The organism is Micromonospora sp. NPDC005174 (assembly GCF_040608495.1).
In the GTDB taxonomy this organism is placed as follows: domain Bacteria; phylum Actinomycetota; class Actinomycetes; order Mycobacteriales; family Micromonosporaceae; genus Micromonospora.
In genome coordinates this window covers 32975-54097 of the sequence record NZ_JBEXIJ010000011.1, presented here as the reverse complement: position 1 = coordinate 54097, position 21123 = coordinate 32975, and the positions used below count along the sequence as shown (strand labels likewise).

Below are 21123 nucleotides of genomic sequence, written 5' to 3'. Positions count from 1 at the left end.
AGCCGGACGGGGGGTGCACGCCCGTCAAGCCTATCCCCGTCCACCGACACCCACCCCGTTCCGCCCAGGTCCCGCGCGCCCCGCACCCCCGCGCGCCCCGCGCCCCGCGCCCCCAAGATCCGCACAACTTCACGGAAATTGCTGTCTCCGGCGCGGCTGAGGCAGCAACTTCCCTGTTGTTGCGCGGATCTTGGCCGGGCCGGGCCGGGCCGGGACGAGGCGGGACGGGCCGGGACGAGGCGGGACGGGCCGGGACGAGGCGGGCCGGGACGAGGCGGGCCGGAACGAGGCGGGCCGGGACAGCAGGAGGCGGGGCCGCGCGTCCCCACCCGCGTCGCACGGCCGCGCGCGGTACTGCCCGATCCCGCCATGATCGCGCTTGATCCAGGATCTAGTGGCTTGTCGACGCCGCGAGGCCACTACATCCTGGATCGAGCGCGATCATGGGAAGCCCAGCGCACGGATCTTGACCAGGGCGGGGAGCCGTGGTCGAGTGCGGGGATGGCTGAGCAGGCGGGGATGGGTGAGCAGTGGCGGGCGCAGTTTGACGCGCAGGTGAGCTTCGCCAACGGAGGCGGCCTGCGCACCGAGGGGTTCCGGCTGGACGTCCCGGGGCAGGAGATCACCGACGACGACCTCGCCGCGCTCTTCGTCCGGCACCTCGGGCTGCTCATGGTCGCCGAGGTCCGGATCAGCGCCAAGACGATGATCCGAGAGCCGCACAAGGGCGGTCGCGCCGTCGCCACGGCCGGCGGCGGTCGTCGGCTGGTCGAGTTGAGCCATGTGATCAGCGACGGCATGGGCACCCTGCCCGGGTGGCCGGGGCCGCGGATCACCGACTGGCTGACGTACGCGGCGTCCCGGGAGCGGTACGCGCCGGGCACCGAGTTCCACGTGGCCCGGATCGACATGATCGCCAACACCGGCACGTACGTGGACACCCCCGCGCACCGCTGGGCGGGCCGGGAGGATCTGACCGGGGTGTCGCTGGACCGCCTCGCCGACCTGCCCGGGGTGGTGGTGCGGGTGCCGGCCGACACCCGGGCCGTGGATCGGCTGATGCTGGCGCCGTACGAGGTGGCCGGGCGCGCGGTACTGCTGCACAGCGGGTGGGACGCGCACTTCGGCACCGCGCGGTACGGCGCTCCGGAGGCGCCGTACCTGAGCGAGGACGGCGCCCAGGCGCTTGTCGACGCCGGGGCGGCCCTGGTCGGCATCGACTCGATCAACATCGACGACATGGGCCCGGCGTCGGCGGGCGTACGCCCTGCGCACAGCATCCTGCTCGCCGCCGGCATCCCGGTGGTGGAGCATCTGACCGGCCTCGACGCGCTGCCGCCGACCGGGTTCCGGTTCACCGCGGCCCCGCCGATGGTGGCCGGTATGGGTACCTTCCCGGTCCGCGCCTTCGCCGTCGTGGAGGGCGCGGCGGCCTGACGGGCGATGGGGGTGCCGTACGCGGGTCGTACGGCACCCCCACGGGCACGGGTCCTCACCGGGGCTTCGGGCCTCCCCGAACAGGCCCGCGTGCTCCGGTCCGGCCGCCTCCGGTGGGGCGGCCACCGCACCGACGTGAACCATCGTCGCGGCGCGGGCTTGAACAGGTCTTGAGGAAGCCGGTCGGGCGGTGGCCAGGGTCGGACGACCGCCGGTGGAAACGCCGCATTCAGGGCAAACAGCGCCCTAGGCTGGACTGGTGGACGAGGCGCCGGAGGTCCGGGTACGCGACCAGCTCCCCCGTACGATCGGCCTGCTGCTCGGCACCCTCGCGCTGGCCGTCGCGTTCATCGCCGCGTATGTCGGCGCGCTGCACCAGCCCCACCCCCGCGACGTGCCGGTCGGCGTGGCGACCGGCGACCAGGACGCACGCACGGTCCTGGCCGCCGTCCGCGATCGGACCGACAAGATCAAAGCCATCGAGTACGCCGACCCGGGCGCCGCCGAGGATGCCCTGACGAGCCGCGCGGTGTACGGGGTGCTCGGCTCCACCCCCGACGGCGGCCTCGTCCTGACCACCGCCAGCGCCAGCGCGCCGGCCGCCACCGACGTGGTCATCCAGGTGCTCACCACCGCCGCCGAGCAGGCCCGCCTGCCACTGCGGGTGACCGACGACGTGCCGGTCGCCGACACCGATCCCCGTGGTCTGGTTCCGTTCTACCTGGCGATCGGGTACGTCCTCGGCGGGTACCTGGCCTCGACCGCGCTCGGCATCTCGGTCGGCACCACCCCGCGCACCCTGCGTCGCGCGGGCCTGCGGATCGGGGCGCTCGCCGTCTACAGCGTGGTGCTCGGCATCGCCGGCGCGGTGATCGTCGGCCCGGTGCTGGACGTCTGGCACCACGACCTGCCGGCCGTCGCCGGCACCGGCATGCTGGCCGCCTTCGCCGCCGCGATAGTGGCCGCCGCCGTACAGGGATGGTTGGGCGTGCTCGGCACCGGACTGGTCATCCTGCTGCTGGTGGTGCTCGGCAATCCCGGCTCCGGCGGCATCTACGCACCGGAGTTCCTGCCCACCTGGCTGCGCGGCATGCACCGGTGGAACGTGCCCGGTCTGGCCACCGACCTGATCAAGTCGGCGGTGTACTTCGACCGGCGCTCGATCGGCTGGCCGCTGACCGGACTGGTGCTGTGGGCGGTACTCGCCCTGGTGGCCCTGCTCGCCGCGACAGTGGTGCGGGGAGGTCGGGCAACCGCCCGCGCAAGACCCTGAGGTGATCTCCGGGGTGTTCCGTCTCACGGCGCGGCATGTGGAGAGCCCCTCCTGCGGAACGGCCAGACGCGGATACCATCCAGGGAGTCGGACAGCGCTGTCCTTCGTACTGACGTAAGGAGCGCATCGTGACCGACCAGCACGACCACGACGGCCCGGACGCCGCGCTGCGCGCTGACATCCGCCGGCTCGGCACCCTCCTCGGCCAGACCCTGGCCCGCCAGGAGGGTCGCCCACTGCTCGACCTCGTCGAGGAGATCCGCGCCCAGGTACGCACCGACGTCCCGGCCGCCGCCCAGCGGCTCGGCGGGCTCGATGTGACGACCGGCACCAAGCTGGCTCGCGCCTTCTCCACCTACTTCCACCTGGCCAACATCACCGAGCAGGTGCACCGCGCCCGGGATCTGCGCCGTCGCCGCGCCGTGCAGGGCGGCTGGCTGGACCAGGCGGCCAAGATGATCGCCGAACGCGGCGTACCGGCCGAGGAGATCGCCGCCGCCGCTCGCCGGCTGGCGGTCCGGCCGGTCTTCACCGCCCACCCGACCGAGGCCGCTCGCCGCTCGATCCTGTCGAAGCTGCGGGCCATCGCCGACGAACTGGACACCGAGACCGCCAACGCGATCCTCTACGGCGCGAGCGACGAGGGCCCGGCCAACCGCCGGCTGGCCGAGTTGCTGGACCTCATGTGGCAGACCGACGAGCTGCGACTGGACCGGCCGGATCCGACCGACGAGGCGCGTAACGCCATCTACTACCTGCGCGACCTGTACGCCGAGGCCGCCCCGCAGGTGCTCGACGACCTGGCCGACACGCTGCGCGCCCTCGGCGTGGAGACGTCGCCGACGGCCCGCCCGCTGAGTTTCGGCACCTGGATCGGCGGCGACCGGGACGGCAACCCGTTCGTCACCCCGGCGGTCACCCGCGAGGTGCTGACCATCCAGCACGAGCACGGCATCGCCGCCACCGAGAAGGCGATGGACCACCTGATCAACGAGGTCTCGGTCTCGCGCCGGCTGCGTGGGGTGTCCCTGGACCTCTCCGCCAGCCTCGCCGCCGACCTCGACGCGCTGCCCGAGGTGGCGCCCCGGTTCCGTCGGGTCAACGCCGAGGAGCCCTACCGGCTCAAGGCGCGCTGTGTGAAGGCGAAGCTCGCCAATACCCGCCAGCGGCTGCGCCAGGGCACCGCCCACGTCCCGGGTCGGGACTACCGCGGTTCCGCCGAGCTGATCGCCGACCTGGACCTGCTGCGCGCGTCGCTGGCCCGTAACTCGGGGCAGCTCACGGCCGTCGGCCGGCTGGCCTCCACCATCCGGACGGTGTCCGCGTTCGGCCTGCACCTGGCGACCCTGGACGTCCGGGAGCACGCCGAGGCGCACCACGCCGTCCTCGCCCAGCTCTACGAGGCGGTCGGCGAGGTGTCCGACTACCCGTCGTTGAGCCGGCTGGAACGCACCAAGCTGCTCGCCGACGAGCTGACCGGCCGCCGGCCGCTGTCCACCGCGGACACCCCGCTCTCCGAGCTGTCCCGCAAGACGTTCGACGTGTTCAGCACGATCCGGGAGGCGCAGGACCGGTTCGGCGGCGAGGTCATCGAGTCGTACATCATCTCGATGACCCTGGGCGTCGACGACGTCCTCGCCGCCGTGGTGCTCGCCCGCGAGGCCGGGCTGGTCGACGTGCACAGCGGCCGGGCCCGCATCGGTTTCGTGCCGCTCCTGGAGACCCCGGGCGAGCTGAACGCCGGCGGCGAGATCCTCGACGAGCTGCTGTCGCTGCCCGCGTACCGGGCGCTGGTCGCGGCCCGCGGCGACGTGCAGGAGGTCATGCTCGGCTACTCCGACTCCAACAAGGAGGCCGGGATCACCACCAGCCAGTGGTCGATCCACCGGGCGCAGCGCGCGTTGCGTGACGTGGCCGCCCGGCACGGCGTACACCTGCGGCTCTTCCACGGCCGGGGCGGCACGGTCGGGCGCGGCGGCGGCCCGACGCACGAGGCGATCCTGGCGCAGCCGTACGGCACCATGGACGGCGCGATCAAGGTGACCGAGCAGGGTGAGGTGATCTCCGACAAGTACACCCTGCCCTCACTGGCCCGGGAGAACCTGGAGCTCACCCTCGCCGCGGTGCTCCAGGCGACGCTTCTGCACACCGCACCCCGGCAGCCGGCCGAGATGTTGGAGCGCTGGGACGCGACGATGGACGTGGTCTCCGAGTCGGCGTTCCGGTCCTACCGGTCGCTCGTCGAGGACCCGGACCTGCCGGCGTACTTCTGGGCGTCCACGCCCACCGAGCTGCTCGGCGCGCTCAACATCGGCTCGCGTCCGGCGAAGCGCCCGAACACCGGCGCCGGGCTGTCCGGGCTGCGGGCCATCCCGTGGGTGTTCGGCTGGACGCAGACCCGGCAGATCGTGCCGGGCTGGTTCGGCGTCGGCTCCGGCCTGGCCGCCGCCCGCGAGGCCGGGTTGGCGGACGTGCTGGCCGAGATGCACCGCAACTGGCACTTCTTCCGCACGTTCCTGTCGAACGTCGAGATGATGCTGACCAAGACCGACCTCAGCATCGCCCGCCGGTACGTCGAGACCCTCGTGCCGAAGAAGCTGCACCCGATCTTCGAGCAGATCGAGCAGGAGTACGAGCTGACCAAACGTGAGGTGCTGGCGGTGACCGCCTCGCCGGCCCTGCTGGAGAACTCTCCGGTGCTCCAGCGCACCCTGGCCGTGCGCGACACCTACCTGGAGCCGCTGCACCACCTCCAGGTGGCGCTGCTGCGCCAGTACCGGGAGTCCGGGGCGGCGGGCCGGGCGGTCGCCACCGCACCGGGTGGGCGACGCGCTCCCAGCGACGGCACCGCTCTGGAGCGGGCGCTGCTCACCACCGTGAACGGCATCGCCGCCGGCATGCGCAACACCGGCTGACCAGACAGCACGGCAACGGGCCCCGGTCGAGCCGACCGGGGCCCGTTTTCGCAATGGTGGTCAGCGGTGTGCGCCCGTTACGAGCGGGTGCCCGGCCGTCGTGTCGTCACCAGTCGCCGCCGCCGAAATCGCCACCACCGAAGTCGCCGCCGCCGAAGTCACCGCCACCGAAACCCCCGCCGCCGAAGTCGCCGCCGGCATAGTCACCGCCGCCGCCGAAGTCACCCGCCTGGTCGCCGCCACCGAAGTCGCCGCCCTGGTCGCCGTAGTCGCCGCCCTGGTCGCCGTAGTCGCCGCCCTGGTCGCCGGCGTCGGCACCGTCGCCGAAGCCCTCCTGGTAGCCCTGGTCATAGCCGTACCCGGGATCGGCGAAGGCCGGCGAGAACAGCGCGTCGGCGATCAGCATGCCGCCGAGCACACCGGCGCCCGCGCCGAGCGCGGTCTTCCACCACGGCGTCGAGTACCAACCGGCCGGCACTGGCCGGCCCTGGTACCGCCCACCCGGGTAGTAGTAGGGCGTCTCCCGACCCGGCTGCGGGCCCGCCCGGAAGGTCTGGCCCTGCACGTCGACCTCGCGCTCCTTGGTGAGCTGCCCGACGCCCCGCGCGGCGGCGAGCGCCGGCAACTCGGGGCCGGGGTCGATGCCCAGCGCGGTCCGCGCCGCCCGGATGTACGCCAACCCCTCCAGCGCGGTCTCCCGGGCGAGCGCGAACTGGTGCGGCGTACGCGCCTGCTCCAACTGGGAACCGGCCGCGTTGTAGCGCTCCCCCGCGTCGGCCAGCGCCTGCCGGACGGCGGGCTCCTCGCCGTGCAGGGTCATCAACTGGCCGCCGAGGCGCTCGTACCACCGTTGGGCGTCGGCGCGGGCGTCACCGAGCGCGGCGCTCCGCTGGGCCTTGGCCCGGGAGTAGGCGAGCACGGCGGCACCCACCACACCGGCGAGGATGACCGCGAGGCACAGCACAGCTTCCATGTCAACGAACGTACCCCCGGGTGTCACGTCGTACCCGTCTGGCAAGCTCCGGTGATGGACGTCTCGACGTTGCTGGTGGTGGTCGTCTGCCTCGGTGCCGGCGGGGCGGTGGGCTGGCTCGCGGCCCGGTCCCGGTCGGCGGCCGACATCGCCCGACTGGACGCCACCCTGACCGCGACCCGCGAGGGCGAGGGGCGGCTCGAGCAGTCCATGCGGGCGTTGAGCTACGAGGCCACGGCCCAGTCGCAGGAGGCGGTGGCCCGTGCCGTGGCGCCACTGCACGACAGCCTGCGCCGTTACGAGCAGCGGGTGGCCGAGCTGGAACACGACCGCGTCGACGCGTACGCCGAGCTGCGCGAGCAGGTCCGCTCGATGAACGCGGTCTCCGGTGAGCTGCGCACCGAGACCAAGCAGCTGGTGGCCGCGCTGCGCGCCCCGCAGGTGCGGGGTCGCTGGGGCGAACACCAACTGCGCCGCATCGTCGAGGCCGCCGGGATGCTGGAGCACTGCGACTTCTCCGAACAGGTGACCGCCGCCACCGACGAGCAGGTCGTCCGCCCGGATCTGGTGGTACGCCTGCACGGCGGCCGGTCGGTGGTGGTGGACGCGAAGGCGCCCTTCGACGCGTACCTCACCGCCATGGAGGCCCGCGACGAGCGTGGCCGGGACACCTACCTCGATGCGCACGCCCGGCACCTGCGGGGGCACGTCGACGCCCTGGCCGCCAAGTCGTACTGGTCGGCGTTCGACAGCTCGCCCGAGTTCGTGGTGCTGTTCGTCCCGGCCGACCCGTTCCTCGACGTCGCGCTCCAACGCGACCCGACGCTGCTGGAGCACGCGTTCGCCCGCAACGTGGTGCTGGCCACACCGGCCACCCTGGTCGCGCTGCTGCGCACGGTCGCCTACTCGTGGCGGCAGGAGGCGCTGGCCCGTAACGCGCTGGCGGTGCACACCCTCGCCCGGGAGCTGTACGGCCGGCTCTCCACCCTCGGCGACCACGTGAGCAAGCTCGGGTCGTCGCTGGCCGGCGCGGTCACCGCCTACAACCGGGCGGTCGGGTCGTTGGAGGCGCGGGTGCTGGTCAGCGCGCGCAAGCTCGCCGAGTTGGGCGTCTCGGACGAGGAGCTGGCGGCCCCCGCCCAGGTCGAGCTGACCCCGCGCCAGCCGCAGGCACCGGAACTGCTCGACGACGCTGGCGCGGGCCACTGACTAGCGGCGGTTGGCATCCTCCACGAGGAACGGGATGCCCTGCTGGCAGGTGGTCATCGTGCCCTTCTCCACCCGACCGGTGACGGTGACCCGGGCACCGGGGGTCAGCACGTCGCGGGGGCCGCCCACCAGCAGGTACTCGTCGAGGAGCACGCAGTTCGGCTCCACCCCGGCGGTGATCGTGCCGGTGATTTCGGTGGCGCCGATCGGCGGCGGGACGCTGGGCCCGCCCGGCGACTTGATCGGCGGGGCGGGACTGCTCGGCGAGGCGGAGGCGGGCTGCCCGGTCGTCTCCGCGGGCGCGCCGGGGGTGGCGGAGCCGTCGGTCCCACCGCAGGCGCTCAGCGCCGCGCAGATGACCAGAGCGGGTACGACAAACCGAAGTGTCCTCATGTCGCCTTCGACGTACGGGAGGGGCGCGGCGTTCCCACCGAGCCGGAGCTGGGCGTTGTCAGCCGCGAGTCGCGGCGGCCTTCATGTCCCGCTTGAGCTCCTGCGGGAGCGAGAAGGTGAGCCGCTCGTTGGCGGTGGTGATCTCCTCGACGTCGGCGAAGCCGCGCTCGGCCAGGTGCGCCAGCACGTCGCGGACCAGGTCCTCCGGGACACTCGCGCCGGAGGACACGCCGACCGTCCGGGCGTCGACCAGCCAGGCGTCCTCGATCTCGTGGGCGAAGTCGATCAGGTGCCCCGCGCGTGCTCCGGCGTCCAGGGCGACCTCGACCAGCCGGACCGAGTTGGAGGAGTTCGTCGAGCCGACGACGATCACGACGTCGCACTCCGGGGCGATCTCCTTGACCACGTGCTGCCGGTTGGACGTGGCGTAGCAGATGTCGTCGCTGGGCGGGGACTGGAGCAGCGGCAGCCGCTGCTTGAGGCGGGCGACCGTCTCCAGGGTCTCGTCCACCGAGAGCGTGGTCTGGGAGAGCCAGACCACCTTCTCCGGGTCGCGCACGGTCACCTTGTCGACGCCGTCCGGACCGTCCACGAGCTGGATGTGCGCGGGGGCCTCTCCGGCGGTGCCGATGACCTCCTCGTGCCCCTCGTGACCGATCAGCAGGATGTCGTAGTCGGCGGCGGCGAACCGCTTCGCCTCCTGGTGCACCTTGGTGACCAGTGGGCAGGTCGCGTCGATGGCCTTGAGCGAACGCTCCCGCGCCTGCTCGTAGACCTCGGGTGCCACGCCGTGCGCGGAGAAGATCACGGTCGAGCCCTCCGGCACCTCCTCGTTCTCCTCCACGAAGATCGCGCCCTGGGCCTCCAGGGTCTGCACGACATGCTTGTTGTGCACGATCTGCTTGCGGACGTAGATCGGGGCGCCGTACAGCTTCAGCGCCTCTTCGACGGTCTGCACGGCGCGGTCCACACCCGCGCAGTAGCCGCGAGGCTTGGCCAAAAGCACGCGCTTACCGCTCCGGAGATCAGTCACGTCCCCATCGTACGTGCTCGCCCCCGACCCACCATCGTCCACAACCTGGGCCCCGCTCCAGCTCGTCGATCATGAAGTTGTTGCCACGACACGCCGCCAGCCAGCGCAATAACTTCATGATCAACGGGGGCCAGCGGGGGTGGTCGTAGGGTGGGCGGGTGGGTGTTGGTGGTGGGGGCAGTGGTGGGGGCGGCGAGGGTAGGAGCAGCGCGGAGGAACCTTGGCCGGTTCGGGTTGTCTCGCAGAAGGTCGGGGCGTGGATCGCCAAGCTGGGCTGGGTGTGGGTGGACGGGCAGGTGGCGCAGATCAGCCGCCGTCCCGGTGCCACCACGGTTTTCCTGACCCTGCGTGATCCGTCCGCCGACCTGAGCCTGACCGTCACCACCAACCGTGACGTGCTCGACGCGGGCGCACCGGAGCTGCGCGAGGGCGCCCGGGTGGTGCTGCACGCCAAGCCGGAGTTCTACGCCGCCCGGGGCACGTTGAGCCTGCGGGCCGACGAGATCCGGCAGGTGGGGCTCGGCGAGCTGCTGGCCCGGTTGGAGAAGCTCAAGAAACTGCTCGCCGCCGAGGGCCTGTTCGACCGGGCCCGCAAGCGCCGGCTGCCGTTCCTTCCCGGCCGGATCGGGCTGATCACCGGCCGGGCGTCCGCCGCCGAGCGGGACGTGCTGACCAATGCCCGTCGGCGCTGGCCAGCCGTGGAGTTCCGGACGGTCAACGTCGCCGTGCAGGGGCCGTCCGCCGTACCGCAGATCGTGGACGCCCTCAAGGTCCTGGACGCGGACCCGACCATCGACGTGATCATCATCGCCCGGGGCGGTGGGGGCATCGAGGATCTGCTGCCCTTCTCCGACGAGGCGCTCTGTCGGGCCGTCTTCGCCTGCCGTACCCCGGTGGTCAGCGCGATCGGCCACGAGACGGACGCGCCGCTGATCGACTACGTCGCCGACCTGCGGGCCTCCACCCCGACCGACGCGGCCAAGCGGGTGGTTCCCGACCTCACCGAGGAGGTACGCCTCATCGGCCAGGCCCGGCACCGACTCCAGCGGGCGGTCCGCCACCTGGTCGACCGCGAGTCCCACCGCCTCGACAGCCTGCGGTCCCGGCCCGTGCTGGCCCGCCCCCAGGTGATGGTGGAGCACCGCGCGACCGAGTTGGCGGCGCTGCGTCAACGCGCCAGCCGCTGCCTGGACCACCGTCTCGCGGCCGCCGACGACGATCTGCGACACACCCTCGCCCGGCTGCGCGCCCTCTCCCCCGCCGCGACGTTGGACCGGGGGTACGCGATCGTGCAACGCGCCGACGGGCACGTCGTCCGCGCGGCGACCGAGGTGGGCAAGGGCGATCCGCTACGGGTACGCCTCGCCGAGGGCGAACTGGCCGCGACTGTCGACGGGGACGTGGCGACGCGGTGACGTCGACCGGGGTGTGCTGAGATGGACGCGATGACTGACGACACGAAGGCCGGGCCGGACGAGCGGCTCAGCTACGAGCAGGCCCGCGCCGAACTGGCCTCGGTGGTCGAGCGGCTGGAAGCCGGTGGCACGTCCCTGGAGGAGTCGCTGGCGCTCTGGGAGCGCGGCGAGGCGCTGGCGGTGATCTGCCAACGCTGGCTGGACGGCGCCCGGGAGCGGATCGACGCCGCCCGCCAGGACCCCTCAGCCTGATCGCGGGCCGCAGGTGTCGCCGCCGAGCCCGGCGGCGACATCACGACGGCCGCCGGGACCGGCACCGTCGGTGGGGCGACCGGAGCCACCCCACCGACGTACGGCGGTCAGTTGAACAGGCTGTACAGCTCGGCCGGCGCCTCGACGACCTGGTCCGCCGGGGGCTTCTGGGCCGCGGTGGCGGTGCCGTAGTCGGAGTAGGTCATCTTGATCTCCTGAGCCGTGGTCTGGCCGGAGGCCGGGAGTTGCAGCACCAGTTCGCTCAGCCGGCCCTGCGGGTCGACCTTCGCGGTGAACGGGACCGTCTTCGCCTGGGTGCCGAGCGCGGCGATCGTGGCGGCGTTCAACGAGCCCGCCTCGGCGGCCTTGGTGACGTCGATGGTGCCGGCGTACGTGCCGGTGCCGGTGCTGCGGACCTCGGTGATGCCCTGGGTCAGCACGGTGCTGCCGGCCGGGTCGACCTTGTCGAAGTCGAAGCCGAGGTTCTTGTTGCCCTTGATGCGGGCCTGGTCGAGGTGCTGGTACTTGCCGAGGTTGAGCTGCTTGATCGCGGGCAGGCTGTCGGCCGTGGGGCCGGTCAGTTCCAGCTTCACCCAGCTGTCCGGCTTGGCGTGGATCACGTCGAGCTTCATGGCCAGGTCGGAGGAGGGACCACCGATGGCGAACTTCAGAGCGGCGCTCTGACTCGGCTGGTGCACCTGCCCCTCGGCGGTGGACCCGGCGCCGGAGAGGGTGAACCGGAAGTTGCCGTTGCTGATCTCCTTGGTGGAGTCGAGCAGGGCCTGCTTGGCGTCACCGGACACCGGCGCACCGCCGGACTGGCTCGGCGCGCCGGACGCGCTCACCGTCGGGGACGCGGTCGACCCGGCGGTGCCGGTCGTACCGCCGGCGCAGGCGGCCAGGGCGGGCGTGAACAGGGCGGCGGCTACCAGGCCGGCACCGAGTCGTCGAACAGTCATGCGTGTCTCCCAAGGGGGTCACCCGACGACCTTGTCGGCGCCGGAAACCGGGCGACGCGGCAGCCCTTCGGCCACGTCGCGCGATCCGGGCCGATCGGCACGCCCGGATCACTCCCTCCTTGTTCCCTGTCGAGGGGTCGGACAATCACCCTTCTTGTCCGGTTACTCGTGAACAACCGGCGTCGAACGCGCCGGACCGGGGTGACCGGTGGCCACCCCGGTCCGTAGACGGCCTACTTGAACAGCTCGTACGTCTCCGCCGAGGCCTCGACGACCTTGTCCGCCGACGGCTTTTGCGCGCCGGTGCCGGTGCCGTAGCCCGCGTACCCGATCTTGATGTCGTGCGCCGCGGTCTCGCCGGCGGCCGGAACCGAGATGACCAACTCGGTGAGGCGGCCCTGCGGGTCGAGCTTGGCGGTGAACGGCAGCGCCTTGGCCTGCGCGCCCAGCGCCGTGACGACGTCCTCGTCGAGGGCGACCGACTCGCTGGAGGCGGTGATGTCGATCTTGCCGGCGTAGGTGCCCTCGCCGGTCTTCTGCACCTCGGTCAGGCCCTTGACCAGGGTCTCGCTGTCGAGCGGGTCGAGCGTCTCCGGGTCGAGCTGGAGGTCCTTGATGCCCTTGACCTTGGTCTTGTCGAGGTGCTGGTACTTGCCCTTGTTCTTGGCCGCGCCGGGGATCATCGCGCCCAGGGCGCCGCCGACGTCCATCTTCACCCAGCTCTCCGAGTCGATGTAGATGAGGTCCATCTCCATCGACACGTCCTGCGAGGCGTCGCCCAGCTTCATGGTCAACTGCGCGCTGTTGCTGGGCTTGTGCACCAGGCCGCCGCCGGTCAGGTCGGCGCCCGCCAGGGTGAAGGTGAAGTCCCCCTTGGCCGCCTCCTTCGTGGAGGCGAGCAGCGCCTCCTTCGGGTCGGCCGGCACGGCCGGTGCGGTCGGGCTGGGTGCGGCGGCCGGCTCGGCAGCGTCGGACTTGCACGCGGCCAGGCCGGGGACGAGCAGGGCGGCGGCGAGGAAGCCGAAGCTCCACCGTCGAATGTTCACTGGGTTCTCACTTCACCGGGAATGGACATGGCCCGGTCGCAGCGTGCGGACCGGACCGAGCCGAGGGAGCGTAACGGATGTACCCCTCGGCGTGGGGGCCTGTCGACGGTGGACTCGTCAGCGCAGCGCGCCGGCGAGTTCCCGCAGCTCGTTGTCCCGTGCGTCGCCGATGACGAGCACCGCGCGGTTCGGCTCGAGCAGGACCAGCGCCTGCTGGTTTCCGCGGGCCGTGTACCGCTGCCAGGTGCGGCCATCCAGCTCGGTCTGGCCCTGTGGCTGGCCCTGGTCGGTCAGTTCGGCCGGGAGCAGCCGCTCGGCCGGCACGCTGCTCTGCACGAGCTGGACACCCCGCCCCTCGGGCGTGAGGTAGCCGATCCGCAGCGTCGCGCCGCCCTCGACGGTCTGGTAGCGGGCGCTGACCGTACGCCAGCCGGACCCGAGCCCCTGCGGCTCGCTCACCGCGAAGGTGTTCGCGGACCGCGCCTGCTCGATGGCCGGAGCCGGGTCGACGGTGGTGGCCTGGTCCCCGCCGAGGAAACCCCGGTAGAACGCCAGCAGCAGCGCGATCGGGATGAGCAGCACCAGCAGGGAGATCGCCATGTCCTTGGGCGACCGCTCGGCCTTGGGTGACCGCTCGGCCTTGGCCGTCCTCGCCGCAGCGGCCCGGGGCGGCGGCGCGGGACGTTCACCGGTTCCCGTCACGTCGTCGGGCCCACCGGCGAGGTCAGCCGGCACCGGAGGCTGCGCCGACGGGTCCGGCGTCGGCTCATCGGCGACGAGGGCCGGCTCGCCGGCGGCCGGCGTCGCCGGGTCCGTCGCGGCGGGCTCGGAAGCCGCGAGGTCGGCCGGCGGCTGGCCGTCGGGCGGCGTGCGGTCGGCGGGTACGCGGTCGGCAGGCTGTGCGGGTTCCACCCTGCCATCTTCGCAGCAGCCCGACCGGCGGTATCCGGCCCATCACCGCCCCGCACCGTCGCTCGGTCGGCCATCGTGTGAGGATCAGCGACAAAGCCGGCAGCGGTGCCGCTCCGCCGCCGGCTGTCCCCGCACCGTCGCGAGGAGGAGCAGCCGTCATGACGAACACCAGGACGCGGATCCCACAGGATCTCGACCGTAACCTGGCCCTCGACCTGGTCCGGGTCACCGAGGCCGCGGCGATGGCCGCCGGCCGCTGGGTCGGTCGGGGCGACAAGGAGGGCGGCGACGGAGCCGCCGTCGACGCCATGCGCAAACTGATCAACTCGATCCAGATGCGCGGCATCGTGGTGATCGGCGAGGGCGAGAAGGACAACGCCCCGATGCTCTTCAACGGCGAACACGTCGGCGACGGCACGGGCCCGGAGGTGGACGTCGCGGTCGATCCCGTCGACGGCACCACCCTGATGAGCAAGGGCATGCCGAACGCCCTCGCGGTGCTCGCCGTCTCCGAGCGAGGCGCGATGTTCGACCCCAGCGCGGTCTTCTACATGGAGAAGCTCGCCGTCGGCCCGGCGTACGCCGACGTGATCGACATCAACGCCGGAGTGGCCGAGAACCTACGCCGGATCGCCAAGGTCAAGGGCACCGACGTCTCCGAGGTGACGGTCTGCGTACTGGACCGCAGCCGCCACGACGACCTGGTCGCCCAGATCCGCCGGACCGGCGCGGGCATCAGGTTCATTTCCGACGGCGACATCGCCGGTTCCATCCTGGCGGCCCGCGGCGAGTCGGACGTCGACGTGCTCATGGGTATCGGCGGCACACCGGAGGGCATCATCTCGGCCTGCGCGCTCAAGTGCATGGGCGGCGCGATGCAGGCCAAGCTCTGGCCGCGCGACGCCGAGGAGCGGGAGAAGGCGCTCGCCGCAGGGCACGACCTGGACCGGGTGCTCAGCACCGACGACCTGGTCACCGGGGACAACTGCTTCTTCGTGGCGACCGGCGTCACCTCCGGCGACCTGCTGCGCGGGGTGCGGTACCGGGCCGGTGGCGCGTACACCCAGTCGATCGTGATGCGCTCGAAGAGCGGCACCATCCGGGTCATCGACTCGTACCACCGGCTCGAGAAGTTGGCGCTCTACTCCGCTGTCGACTTCGACGGTCGTCCGCTCGCCGAACAGGAGTGAACGGCACCGGCACCGCGACACCGCCGACCCTGCCAGCCCCCCGCCGGATCATCGGTGTCGCGCTGGCGTCGGTCGCCGGGGTCGCGGTGGCGGTGCAGTCCCGGATCAACGGCGAACTGGGCGTACGCCTGGCCGACGGGTTCGCCGCCGCGGTGGTCTCGTTCGGGCTGGGCCTGGTGGTGCTGCTGGTGCTGGTACCGGCCACCCCCGGCGGACGACGAGGGCTGCTCGCGGTACGGCGTGCACTCACCGCCGGCACCCTGCGTCCCTGGCAGTGCCTGGGCGGGATGTGCGGCGCGCTCCTGGTGGCCACGCAGGGGCTCACCATCGGTGCGCTGGGGGTGGCGGTCTTCACCGTGGCGGTGGTCGCCGGCCAGTCCGGCAGCAGTCTCGTTGTCGACCGCGCCGGCATCGGCCCGACCGGTCGGCAGCCGATCACCCGCCAGCGCCTGGCCGGCGCGGTGCTCACGGTGCTCGCGGTCGTCCTGGCGGTCGGTGACCGGCTTGGCGACCCCGGAGGGTTGGCCCTGGCGCTGCTGCCCCTGTTGGCCGGGGTGGGCATCGCGTGGCAGCAGGCCGTCAACGGCCAGGTCCGCGCCGCGGCCGACAGCGCGTTGACCGCCACGCTGGTCAACTTCGCCGTGGGTACGGTCACGCTGCTGGTCGCGTTCGCGATCGACATCGCCGTACGCGGCTGGCCGACCGGTCACCCGCCGAGCGAGCCGTGGCTCTATCTGGGCGGCCCGATCGGCATCGTGTTCATCGCGATCGCCGCCGCGATCGTGCGCTTCACAGGTGTGCTGCTGCTCGGCCTGGCCACCATCGCTGGTCAGGTGATCGGGGCCGTCCTGCTGGACCTGGTGCTGCCCACAGCAGCCTCACACCCGGGGGGGAACACCCTGCTCGGGGCCGCGCTCACGATGCTGGCCGTACTGGTCACCGCCCTGGCACCACCGACCCGCAAACCCTGACCGGGCCGAGGCCGGGGCACCCCGACCCGCGCCGATCTTGCGGTTTCTGTCGCGACCTAAGCCGCATTTGCACACACTTCAGCAACAGAAAGTGCAAGATCGACGCGGGTGGGAGGTGCCAGGGCCACGGTCAGCCCACGGTCAGCCCACGTCGGAGGAGTGCCCGGGGAACAGGTGGGCGCTCGGGTCGATGGCCACCGCAGCGTTGTTGACCGCCGTGGCGGCCTCGCCGAAGCCGGTGGCGATCAGGCGCACCTTGCCCGGGTACTCGGTGATGTCGCCGGCCGCGAAGACCCTCGGCAGGTTCGTCGCCATCGCGCTGTCCACCACGATGTGCCGGCGGTCCAGCCGGAGCCCCCATTCGGCGAGCGGGCCCAGGTCGGCGGTGAAGCCGAGGGCGGCGACGACCGTGTCCACCGGCAGGGTCTCGGCCGCGCCGCCGCGCACGGTCACCTCGGCACCGGTCACCGTGGCGTCCCCGACCAGGCGGGTGACCTCGGCGTTGACCACCACCCGTACCGGCAGGGACAGCACCCGGGCGACCGTCGAGGCGTGTGCCCGGAACTTCTCCCGTCGGTGCACGAGGGTCACCGAGCGGGCCAGCGGTTCCAGCGCCAGCGCCCAGTCGAAGGCCGAGTCGCCGCCGCCGACGATGAGCACGTCCCGGTCGGTCAGCTCGGCCGGGTCGGTCACGAAGTAGACGATGCCGTCGCCGGGGGCGCCGTCCGCACAGGGCAGCGGCCGTGGGCTGAAGCTGCCGAGCCCGCCGGTGACCACGACCGCGCCACAGCCGAGCTGTTCGCCGCCGGCCAGGCCCAGCACCGGCCGGTCGTCGGCGTACGACAGCTTCTCGGCCCTCGTCCCGAGCAGGTACTGCGGACCGAAGGGCGCCGCCTGGGCGACGAGGTTGGCGACCAGGTCTCGCCCCTTGACGGCGGGGAACCCGGCGACGTCGAGGATGAGCTTCTCCGGGTACATGGCGGTGATCTGGCCGCCCGGCTCCGGCAGCGCGTCGATCACCGCCACGGACAGCCCTCGGAAACCCGCGTAGTACGCGGCGAAGAGGCCGGCGGGACCGGCCCCGATCACGGCGACATCGACCTCGCGCATGGCTTACCGTCGCTTTCCGCTCGCGGATCAACGCGTGCTGATCACGACGGTAGGCGGGGCGCAGCGGTCGGGCAAGCATGTCCCAGAGGCGCGCCGACGAGCAGGTCAGGGCAGGCTGAGGGTGGACCCCGAGTAGTCCGGACCGTCCACCGTGGGCCGGCGACGACGGAACAGGATCGCCGCCACCACGCCGCCGAGCAGCCCGAACAGGTGCCCCTGCCAGGAGATCCGTTCGTCGGTGGGGAGGATGCCGACGAGCTGCCAGCCGTACAGCAGGCCGACGAGCAGGAAGACGGCGAAGTTCCACCAACTGCGCTCGACGATGCCGCGGGTGAGCAGGATGCCGAGGTAGCCGAAGATCACCCCGCTCGCGCCGACCACGATCGAGTTCGGCGAGCCGGTGAACCAGACCCCCAGCCCCGAGACCAGGATGATGATCAGGGTCGACCACAGGAACCGGCGCGCGCCGGCGGCCAGCACGAAGGTGCCCAGCAGGATCAGCGGGATGCTGTTGCTGTAGAGGTGGTCGAAGCCGTGGTGCAGGAACGGAGAGAAGAAGACCCCGTCGAGGCCGTCGATGCGGTGCGGGATGATGCCGGCGGTCGCGTCCAGACCGAACGCGAGCCCCTGGTCGATCGCCTCGATGAGAAAGAGGAACGGGACCACCGCGCACATGGCGACGAAGGCCCGGCCGAGCGAGGCGTAGAACGCCTCGGTGCCGAACCGGAACGGGTCGCCGCTTGGCGGGTGCAGGCTCACCCCCCAACTGCTATCAGCAAACGGGGCCTACCGCCACTCGCATCCCGACCGGGGTACGCGCGACGGCGGGGCGGATGGTCGTCCATCCACCCCGCCGTCGGACGTCGTGTCAGTAGTGGCCGTTGTTCTGGAAGTAGGTCCAGGCGCCACAGGGCGACTTGTACTTGCCCTTGATGTAGCCCAACCCCCAGATGATCTGGGTGGCCGGGTTCGTCTTCCAGTCGTCCGCGACCGAGCCCATCTTGCTGCCCGGCAGCGACTGCGGAATGCCGTACGCGCCGGAGGAGCCGTTGCTGGCCTTGTGGTTCCAGCCGCTCTCCTTGGTCCAGAGCTTCTCCAGGCAGGGGAACTCGGAGATGCCGAAGCCCTTTTCGAGCATCAGCGCGCAGCCGATCTTGCGGTTGCCGCTGTACTCCGCGCAGGATGCCGGGATCGGCCCGTCGTACGGCTTGGCGGCCTTCTCCGCCGCGTCCCGCTCGCGCTTGCGCGATGCCGCTGCGGCCTCGGCCCTGCGGGCCCGCTCGGCGGCTTCCTTGGCAGCCTGAGCCGCCCGCAGCTTGGCCTGGTACTCGGCGGCCCGCTGCCGGGCGAACCCGACCTGATGGCTGGCCTGGCGCTCGCGCTGGTAGGCGAAGTCGACGCGGTCGACCTCGACGCTCTCCTGCGCGGTCAGGCCCTGTTGCTGGGTCTCCCGGTCTTCGCCCAGGTAGAAGCCACCGGCGACGCCCACGGAGAGCAACGCGACAGCGGCCGTACGGGCGCCCAACCGGCTCCACAGCCGACTCACGAAGTGGTCCCTTCGTCGGGGGCAAGGACACGGCGCGACCGGGCCACGTCAGCCCTCAGCCGTGCCGTGAGCGCCCCGACCGGTGAGCCGGTCGCGCCGACGTACCGACCGTCACTGATGCCGCCCCGAGGTGGGACGACGATCACCGACGATGCCTGTGGTGCGTGGGCGCTCGTGGGACACCATCGCGCACAGTGAGACACATGGGAAACCGACCGTGCCGTTTGTGACCTGTGCCACACCGAAAACAGGGACGAATAGCTACAAAATCCGCATCACAACGGGATGTCCTCCAACAGGTCGGTCACCATCGCGGCGATCGGCGACCGCTCCGAACGGCTGAGCGTGACGTGGGCGAAGAGCGGATGACCCTTCAATGCCTCGATCACCGCGGTCACGCCGTCATGCCGGCCGACCCGCAGGTTGTCCCGCTGAGCCACGTCGTGGGTGAGCACCACCCGCGACCCCTGCCCGATGCGGGAGAGCACGGTCAGCAGCACCCCGCGCTCCAGCGACTGGGCCTCGTCCACGATCACGAAGGCGTCGTGCAGGCTGCGCCCCCGGATGTGGGTCAGCGGCAGCACCTCGAGGATGCCCCGCGAGGTGACCTCCTCCAGCACGTTCTCGTGCACCACCGCGCCGAGCGTGTCGAAGACCGCCTGCGCCCACGGCGACATCTTCTCCGACTCCGAGCCGGGCAGGTAGCCCAACTCCTGACCGCCGACGGCGTACAGCGGGCGGAACACGATGACCTTCTTGTGCCGGCGACGCTCCATCACCGCCTCCAGGCCGGCGCAGAGCGCCAGTGCCGACTTGCCGGTGCCGGCCCGTCCACCCAGCGAGACGATCCCGATCGTCTCGTCGAGGAGCAGGTCGAGGGCGACGCGCTGCTCGGCGGAGCGGCCGTGCAGCCCGAACGCCTCCCGGTCGCCCCGGACCAGCCGGACCGACTTGTCGGCGAGCACCCGCCCGAGCGCGGAACCACGGGACGAGTGCAGCACCAGCCCGGTGTGGCAGGGCAACCCGGCCGCCTCGTCCACGTCGAGCGTCTCACCGGCGTACAGCGCGGAGATCTGCTCCTCGCCGAGATCCAGCTCGGACATACCCGTCCAGGTGGGGTCACTGGCCTGGCCGTGGCGGTACTCGTCGGCGCGCAGACCCACCGAGGCCGCCTTGACCCGCAGCGGCATGTCCTTGCTGACCAGCGTCACGTCCCGCCCCTCGGCGGCGAGGTTGAGCGCCACCGACAGGATCCGGGCGTCGTTGCTCTCGGTGCGAAAGCCGGGAGGCAGCACGCCGTCGTCGGTGTGGTTCAGCTCCACCCGCAGGGTGCCGCCGACGTCGTTGGCGGGCACCGGCGTGTCCAGCCGACCGTGCAGGATGCGCAGTTCGTCGAGCATCCGCAGTGACTGCCGGGCGAACCAGCCCAGCTCCGGGTGGTGCCGCTTGCCCTCCAACTCGGTGATGACCACCAGCGGCAGCACCACCTCGTGCTCGGCGAAGCGGTGGAACGCCGCCGGGTCGGACAACAGCACGGAGGTGTCCAGAACGAATGCCTGCCCCGCTGGTCGGGGCTCCTTGGGATCGGCCGGCGCGGCGGCCGCCGTACGGCGGCTCCGGGTGGCACGGCGGGTCGTGGCAGTCGCGGCCGGGGTCTGGTCGGCACCGGCGGTGGTACGGCGAGTCGTCACAGGCCTGCTCCGACGGATGGGCACCCGGCCACCCGTGTTCCGCCTCGTCCGGTGCCCGGGGACACGGGGTCGGATGCGGAACCCCGTGCGCGAGGTCGCAGATCCGGGCGGACCGGCTGGCTCGGGAGAACCCCGCGCCATGCCTAGACGCTAGCGGCGGCGGACCGTCCCGGCTAGGGGCGATCGTGGATCTCTGGAGACGGCCATGTGAACAGCGCCGAACGGACGAGCCGGCGCGGGGACGTCCCACGACGCGGCGAGCCGGCCGGGATGCATGCCCCCTGCGCGCATCCCGGCCGGCGGGGCCACCGTCACCGGTCTGACGTGGCCCCGACGGTGCGTGTCCGTCGCGGACGACGCACCGCGTTTCCGCGCGCCGGTCGGCGGGACGCTCGCAGCGGCCCGCCGGCCGGCTCAGCCGGTCCGTCGAACCAGCGTGCCGGTCGGGTGCCGCCCGGTGATCGGGGCGGCCGGCGCGGTGAACGACGAACCGGTGTAGGTGGTGCCGGGGCGGGCCGCCGTTTCGGGGCGTACCACCGTGCCGGCGGAGCGGACGGCCGCGGGCGAGGAGACCGACAGCGCGCTGGCGATCGCCGCCTGGGCGTCGCGGCGACGGCGGTTCCAGGCGCCCCGGTCGCCGTCGAAGTAGCCCTGGCGGTAGCCGAAGCGGTAGCCGATCCGGTAGCTGAGCTGTCCGTGCAGGCGACCGGCGGCGTAGCTGGTGGCACCGAGCACCAGGACGAGGAAGACCACGAGGAACGGGCTCATCGGGCGGCCCCGCCCCGGCCCGGACGCCTG

The 21123-nt window shown here is 72.1% G+C and carries 19 protein-coding genes; 8 read left to right on the top strand and 11 right to left on the bottom strand.

Annotation, left to right across the window (positions count from 1 at the left end; genetic code table 11):
* The first annotated feature begins 501 nt into the window (after positions 1 to 501).
* The 3 genes from ABZU91_RS14870 to ppc all read left to right on the top strand — a co-directional run bounded on the left by ABZU91_RS14870 (position 502) and on the right by ppc (position 5625).
* Positions 502 to 1437, top strand: a complete 936-nt coding sequence (locus ABZU91_RS14870) for a cyclase family protein (RefSeq protein ID WP_355239494.1) — start codon at positions 502 to 504, stop codon at positions 1435 to 1437.
* A 259-nt stretch (positions 1438 to 1696) separates the two neighbouring features.
* Entirely contained in the window at positions 1697 to 2710 is a 1014-nt protein-coding gene (locus ABZU91_RS14865) for a hypothetical protein (RefSeq protein ID WP_355239491.1), read from the top strand.
* Between the two features lie 128 nt (positions 2711 to 2838).
* Complete coding sequence (gene ppc / locus ABZU91_RS14860) at positions 2839 to 5625, top strand: phosphoenolpyruvate carboxylase (protein WP_355239488.1); 2787 nt, start codon at positions 2839 to 2841, stop codon at positions 5623 to 5625.
* 106 nt (positions 5626 to 5731) lie between these two features.
* Here the strand turns inward: ppc and ABZU91_RS14855 are convergent, their stop codons facing one another.
* Positions 5732 to 6598, bottom strand: coding sequence for a hypothetical protein (locus ABZU91_RS14855; RefSeq protein ID WP_355239486.1), 867 nt, complete (start codon positions 6596 to 6598; stop codon positions 5732 to 5734).
* A gap of 54 nt (positions 6599 to 6652) precedes the next feature.
* Here ABZU91_RS14855 and ABZU91_RS14850 point away from each other — a divergent pair, with 54 nt between their 5' ends.
* Entirely contained in the window at positions 6653 to 7807 is a 1155-nt protein-coding gene (locus ABZU91_RS14850) for a DNA recombination protein RmuC (protein ID WP_355239483.1), read from the top strand.
* Here the strand turns inward: ABZU91_RS14850 and ABZU91_RS14845 are convergent, their stop codons facing one another.
* Complete coding sequence (locus ABZU91_RS14845) at positions 7808 to 8200, bottom strand: hypothetical protein (RefSeq protein WP_355239480.1); 393 nt, start codon at positions 8198 to 8200, stop codon at positions 7808 to 7810.
* A gap of 58 nt (positions 8201 to 8258) precedes the next feature.
* Positions 8259 to 9233, bottom strand: a complete 975-nt coding sequence (locus ABZU91_RS14840; protein ID WP_355239477.1) for a 4-hydroxy-3-methylbut-2-enyl diphosphate reductase — start codon at positions 9231 to 9233, stop codon at positions 8259 to 8261.
* Between the two features lie 158 nt (positions 9234 to 9391).
* Between ABZU91_RS14840 and xseA the strand changes: the two genes are divergently transcribed.
* Positions 9392 to 10648, top strand: coding sequence for an exodeoxyribonuclease VII large subunit (xseA, locus tag ABZU91_RS14835; RefSeq protein WP_355239475.1), 1257 nt, complete (start codon positions 9392 to 9394; stop codon positions 10646 to 10648).
* A gap of 30 nt (positions 10649 to 10678) precedes the next feature.
* Positions 10679 to 10900 carry an exodeoxyribonuclease VII small subunit gene (locus tag ABZU91_RS14830; RefSeq protein WP_355239472.1) on the top strand — a complete coding sequence of 74 codons (222 nt, stop codon included), beginning with the start codon at positions 10679 to 10681 and terminating at the stop codon, positions 10898 to 10900.
* Between the two features lie 107 nt (positions 10901 to 11007).
* Here the strand turns inward: ABZU91_RS14830 and ABZU91_RS14825 are convergent, their stop codons facing one another.
* The 3 genes from ABZU91_RS14825 to ABZU91_RS14815 all read right to left on the bottom strand — a co-directional run bounded on the left by ABZU91_RS14825 (position 11008) and on the right by ABZU91_RS14815 (position 13817).
* Entirely contained in the window at positions 11008 to 11859 is an 852-nt protein-coding gene (locus ABZU91_RS14825) for a hypothetical protein (RefSeq protein ID WP_355239469.1), read from the bottom strand.
* Between the two features lie 233 nt (positions 11860 to 12092).
* Positions 12093 to 12905: a hypothetical protein gene (locus tag ABZU91_RS14820; protein ID WP_355239466.1), complete on the bottom strand. Its 813-nt coding sequence runs from the start codon at positions 12903 to 12905 to the stop codon at positions 12093 to 12095.
* 117 nt (positions 12906 to 13022) lie between these two features.
* Positions 13023 to 13817, bottom strand: a complete 795-nt coding sequence (locus tag ABZU91_RS14815) for a DUF4245 domain-containing protein (protein ID WP_355239463.1) — start codon at positions 13815 to 13817, stop codon at positions 13023 to 13025.
* Between the two features lie 158 nt (positions 13818 to 13975).
* Between ABZU91_RS14815 and glpX the strand changes: the two genes are divergently transcribed.
* Together glpX and ABZU91_RS14805 are read left to right on the top strand one after the other, a co-directional pair.
* Positions 13976 to 15007: a class II fructose-bisphosphatase gene (gene glpX, locus ABZU91_RS14810; protein ID WP_355239460.1), complete on the top strand. Its 1032-nt coding sequence runs from the start codon at positions 13976 to 13978 to the stop codon at positions 15005 to 15007.
* On the top strand, positions 15004 to 15978 hold the full coding sequence (locus tag ABZU91_RS14805) for a DMT family transporter (protein ID WP_355239457.1): 975 nt from the start codon (positions 15004 to 15006) through the stop codon (positions 15976 to 15978). The genes glpX and ABZU91_RS14805 overlap by 4 nt, the downstream gene beginning before the upstream one ends.
* Positions 15979 to 16119: 141 nt before the next feature.
* Here the strand turns inward: ABZU91_RS14805 and ABZU91_RS14800 are convergent, their stop codons facing one another.
* The 5 genes from ABZU91_RS14800 to ABZU91_RS14780 form a co-directional block, all read right to left on the bottom strand.
* Positions 16120 to 17088 carry an NAD(P)/FAD-dependent oxidoreductase gene (locus ABZU91_RS14800; RefSeq protein WP_355239454.1) on the bottom strand — a complete coding sequence of 323 codons (969 nt, stop codon included), beginning with the start codon at positions 17086 to 17088 and terminating at the stop codon, positions 16120 to 16122.
* A gap of 105 nt (positions 17089 to 17193) precedes the next feature.
* On the bottom strand, positions 17194 to 17847 hold the full coding sequence (locus tag ABZU91_RS14795) for a rhomboid family intramembrane serine protease (protein WP_355239451.1): 654 nt from the start codon (positions 17845 to 17847) through the stop codon (positions 17194 to 17196).
* Between the two features lie 109 nt (positions 17848 to 17956).
* Positions 17957 to 18634, bottom strand: a complete 678-nt coding sequence (locus ABZU91_RS14790; protein WP_355239448.1) for a lytic transglycosylase domain-containing protein — start codon at positions 18632 to 18634, stop codon at positions 17957 to 17959.
* A 275-nt stretch (positions 18635 to 18909) separates the two neighbouring features.
* Positions 18910 to 20325, bottom strand: a complete 1416-nt coding sequence (locus ABZU91_RS14785) for a PhoH family protein (RefSeq protein ID WP_355239446.1) — start codon at positions 20323 to 20325, stop codon at positions 18910 to 18912.
* A gap of 414 nt (positions 20326 to 20739) precedes the next feature.
* Positions 20740 to 21093, bottom strand: a complete 354-nt coding sequence (locus tag ABZU91_RS14780) for a hypothetical protein (protein ID WP_355239444.1) — start codon at positions 21091 to 21093, stop codon at positions 20740 to 20742.
* Positions 21094 to 21123 lie beyond the last annotated feature (30 nt).

Coding starts and splice junctions, on each gene's coding strand:
- glpX (WP_355239460.1), top strand. CDS start 13,976: ATGACGAACACCAGGACGCGGATCCCACAGGATCTCGACCGTAACCTG.
- ABZU91_RS14845 (WP_355239480.1), bottom strand. CDS start 8,200: ATGAGGACACTTCGGTTTGTCGTACCCGCTCTGGTCATCTGCGCGGCG.
- ABZU91_RS14780 (WP_355239444.1), bottom strand. CDS start 21,093: ATGAGCCCGTTCCTCGTGGTCTTCCTCGTCCTGGTGCTCGGTGCCACC.
- ABZU91_RS14855 (WP_355239486.1), bottom strand. CDS start 6,598: ATGGAAGCTGTGCTGTGCCTCGCGGTCATCCTCGCCGGTGTGGTGGGT.
- ABZU91_RS14800 (WP_355239454.1), bottom strand. CDS start 17,088: ATGCGCGAGGTCGATGTCGCCGTGATCGGGGCCGGTCCCGCCGGCCTC.
- ABZU91_RS14830 (WP_355239472.1), top strand. CDS start 10,679: ATGACTGACGACACGAAGGCCGGGCCGGACGAGCGGCTCAGCTACGAG.
- ABZU91_RS14825 (WP_355239469.1), bottom strand. CDS start 11,859: ATGACTGTTCGACGACTCGGTGCCGGCCTGGTAGCCGCCGCCCTGTTC.
- ABZU91_RS14870 (WP_355239494.1), top strand. CDS start 502: ATGGCTGAGCAGGCGGGGATGGGTGAGCAGTGGCGGGCGCAGTTTGAC.
- ABZU91_RS14850 (WP_355239483.1), top strand. CDS start 6,653: ATGGACGTCTCGACGTTGCTGGTGGTGGTCGTCTGCCTCGGTGCCGGC.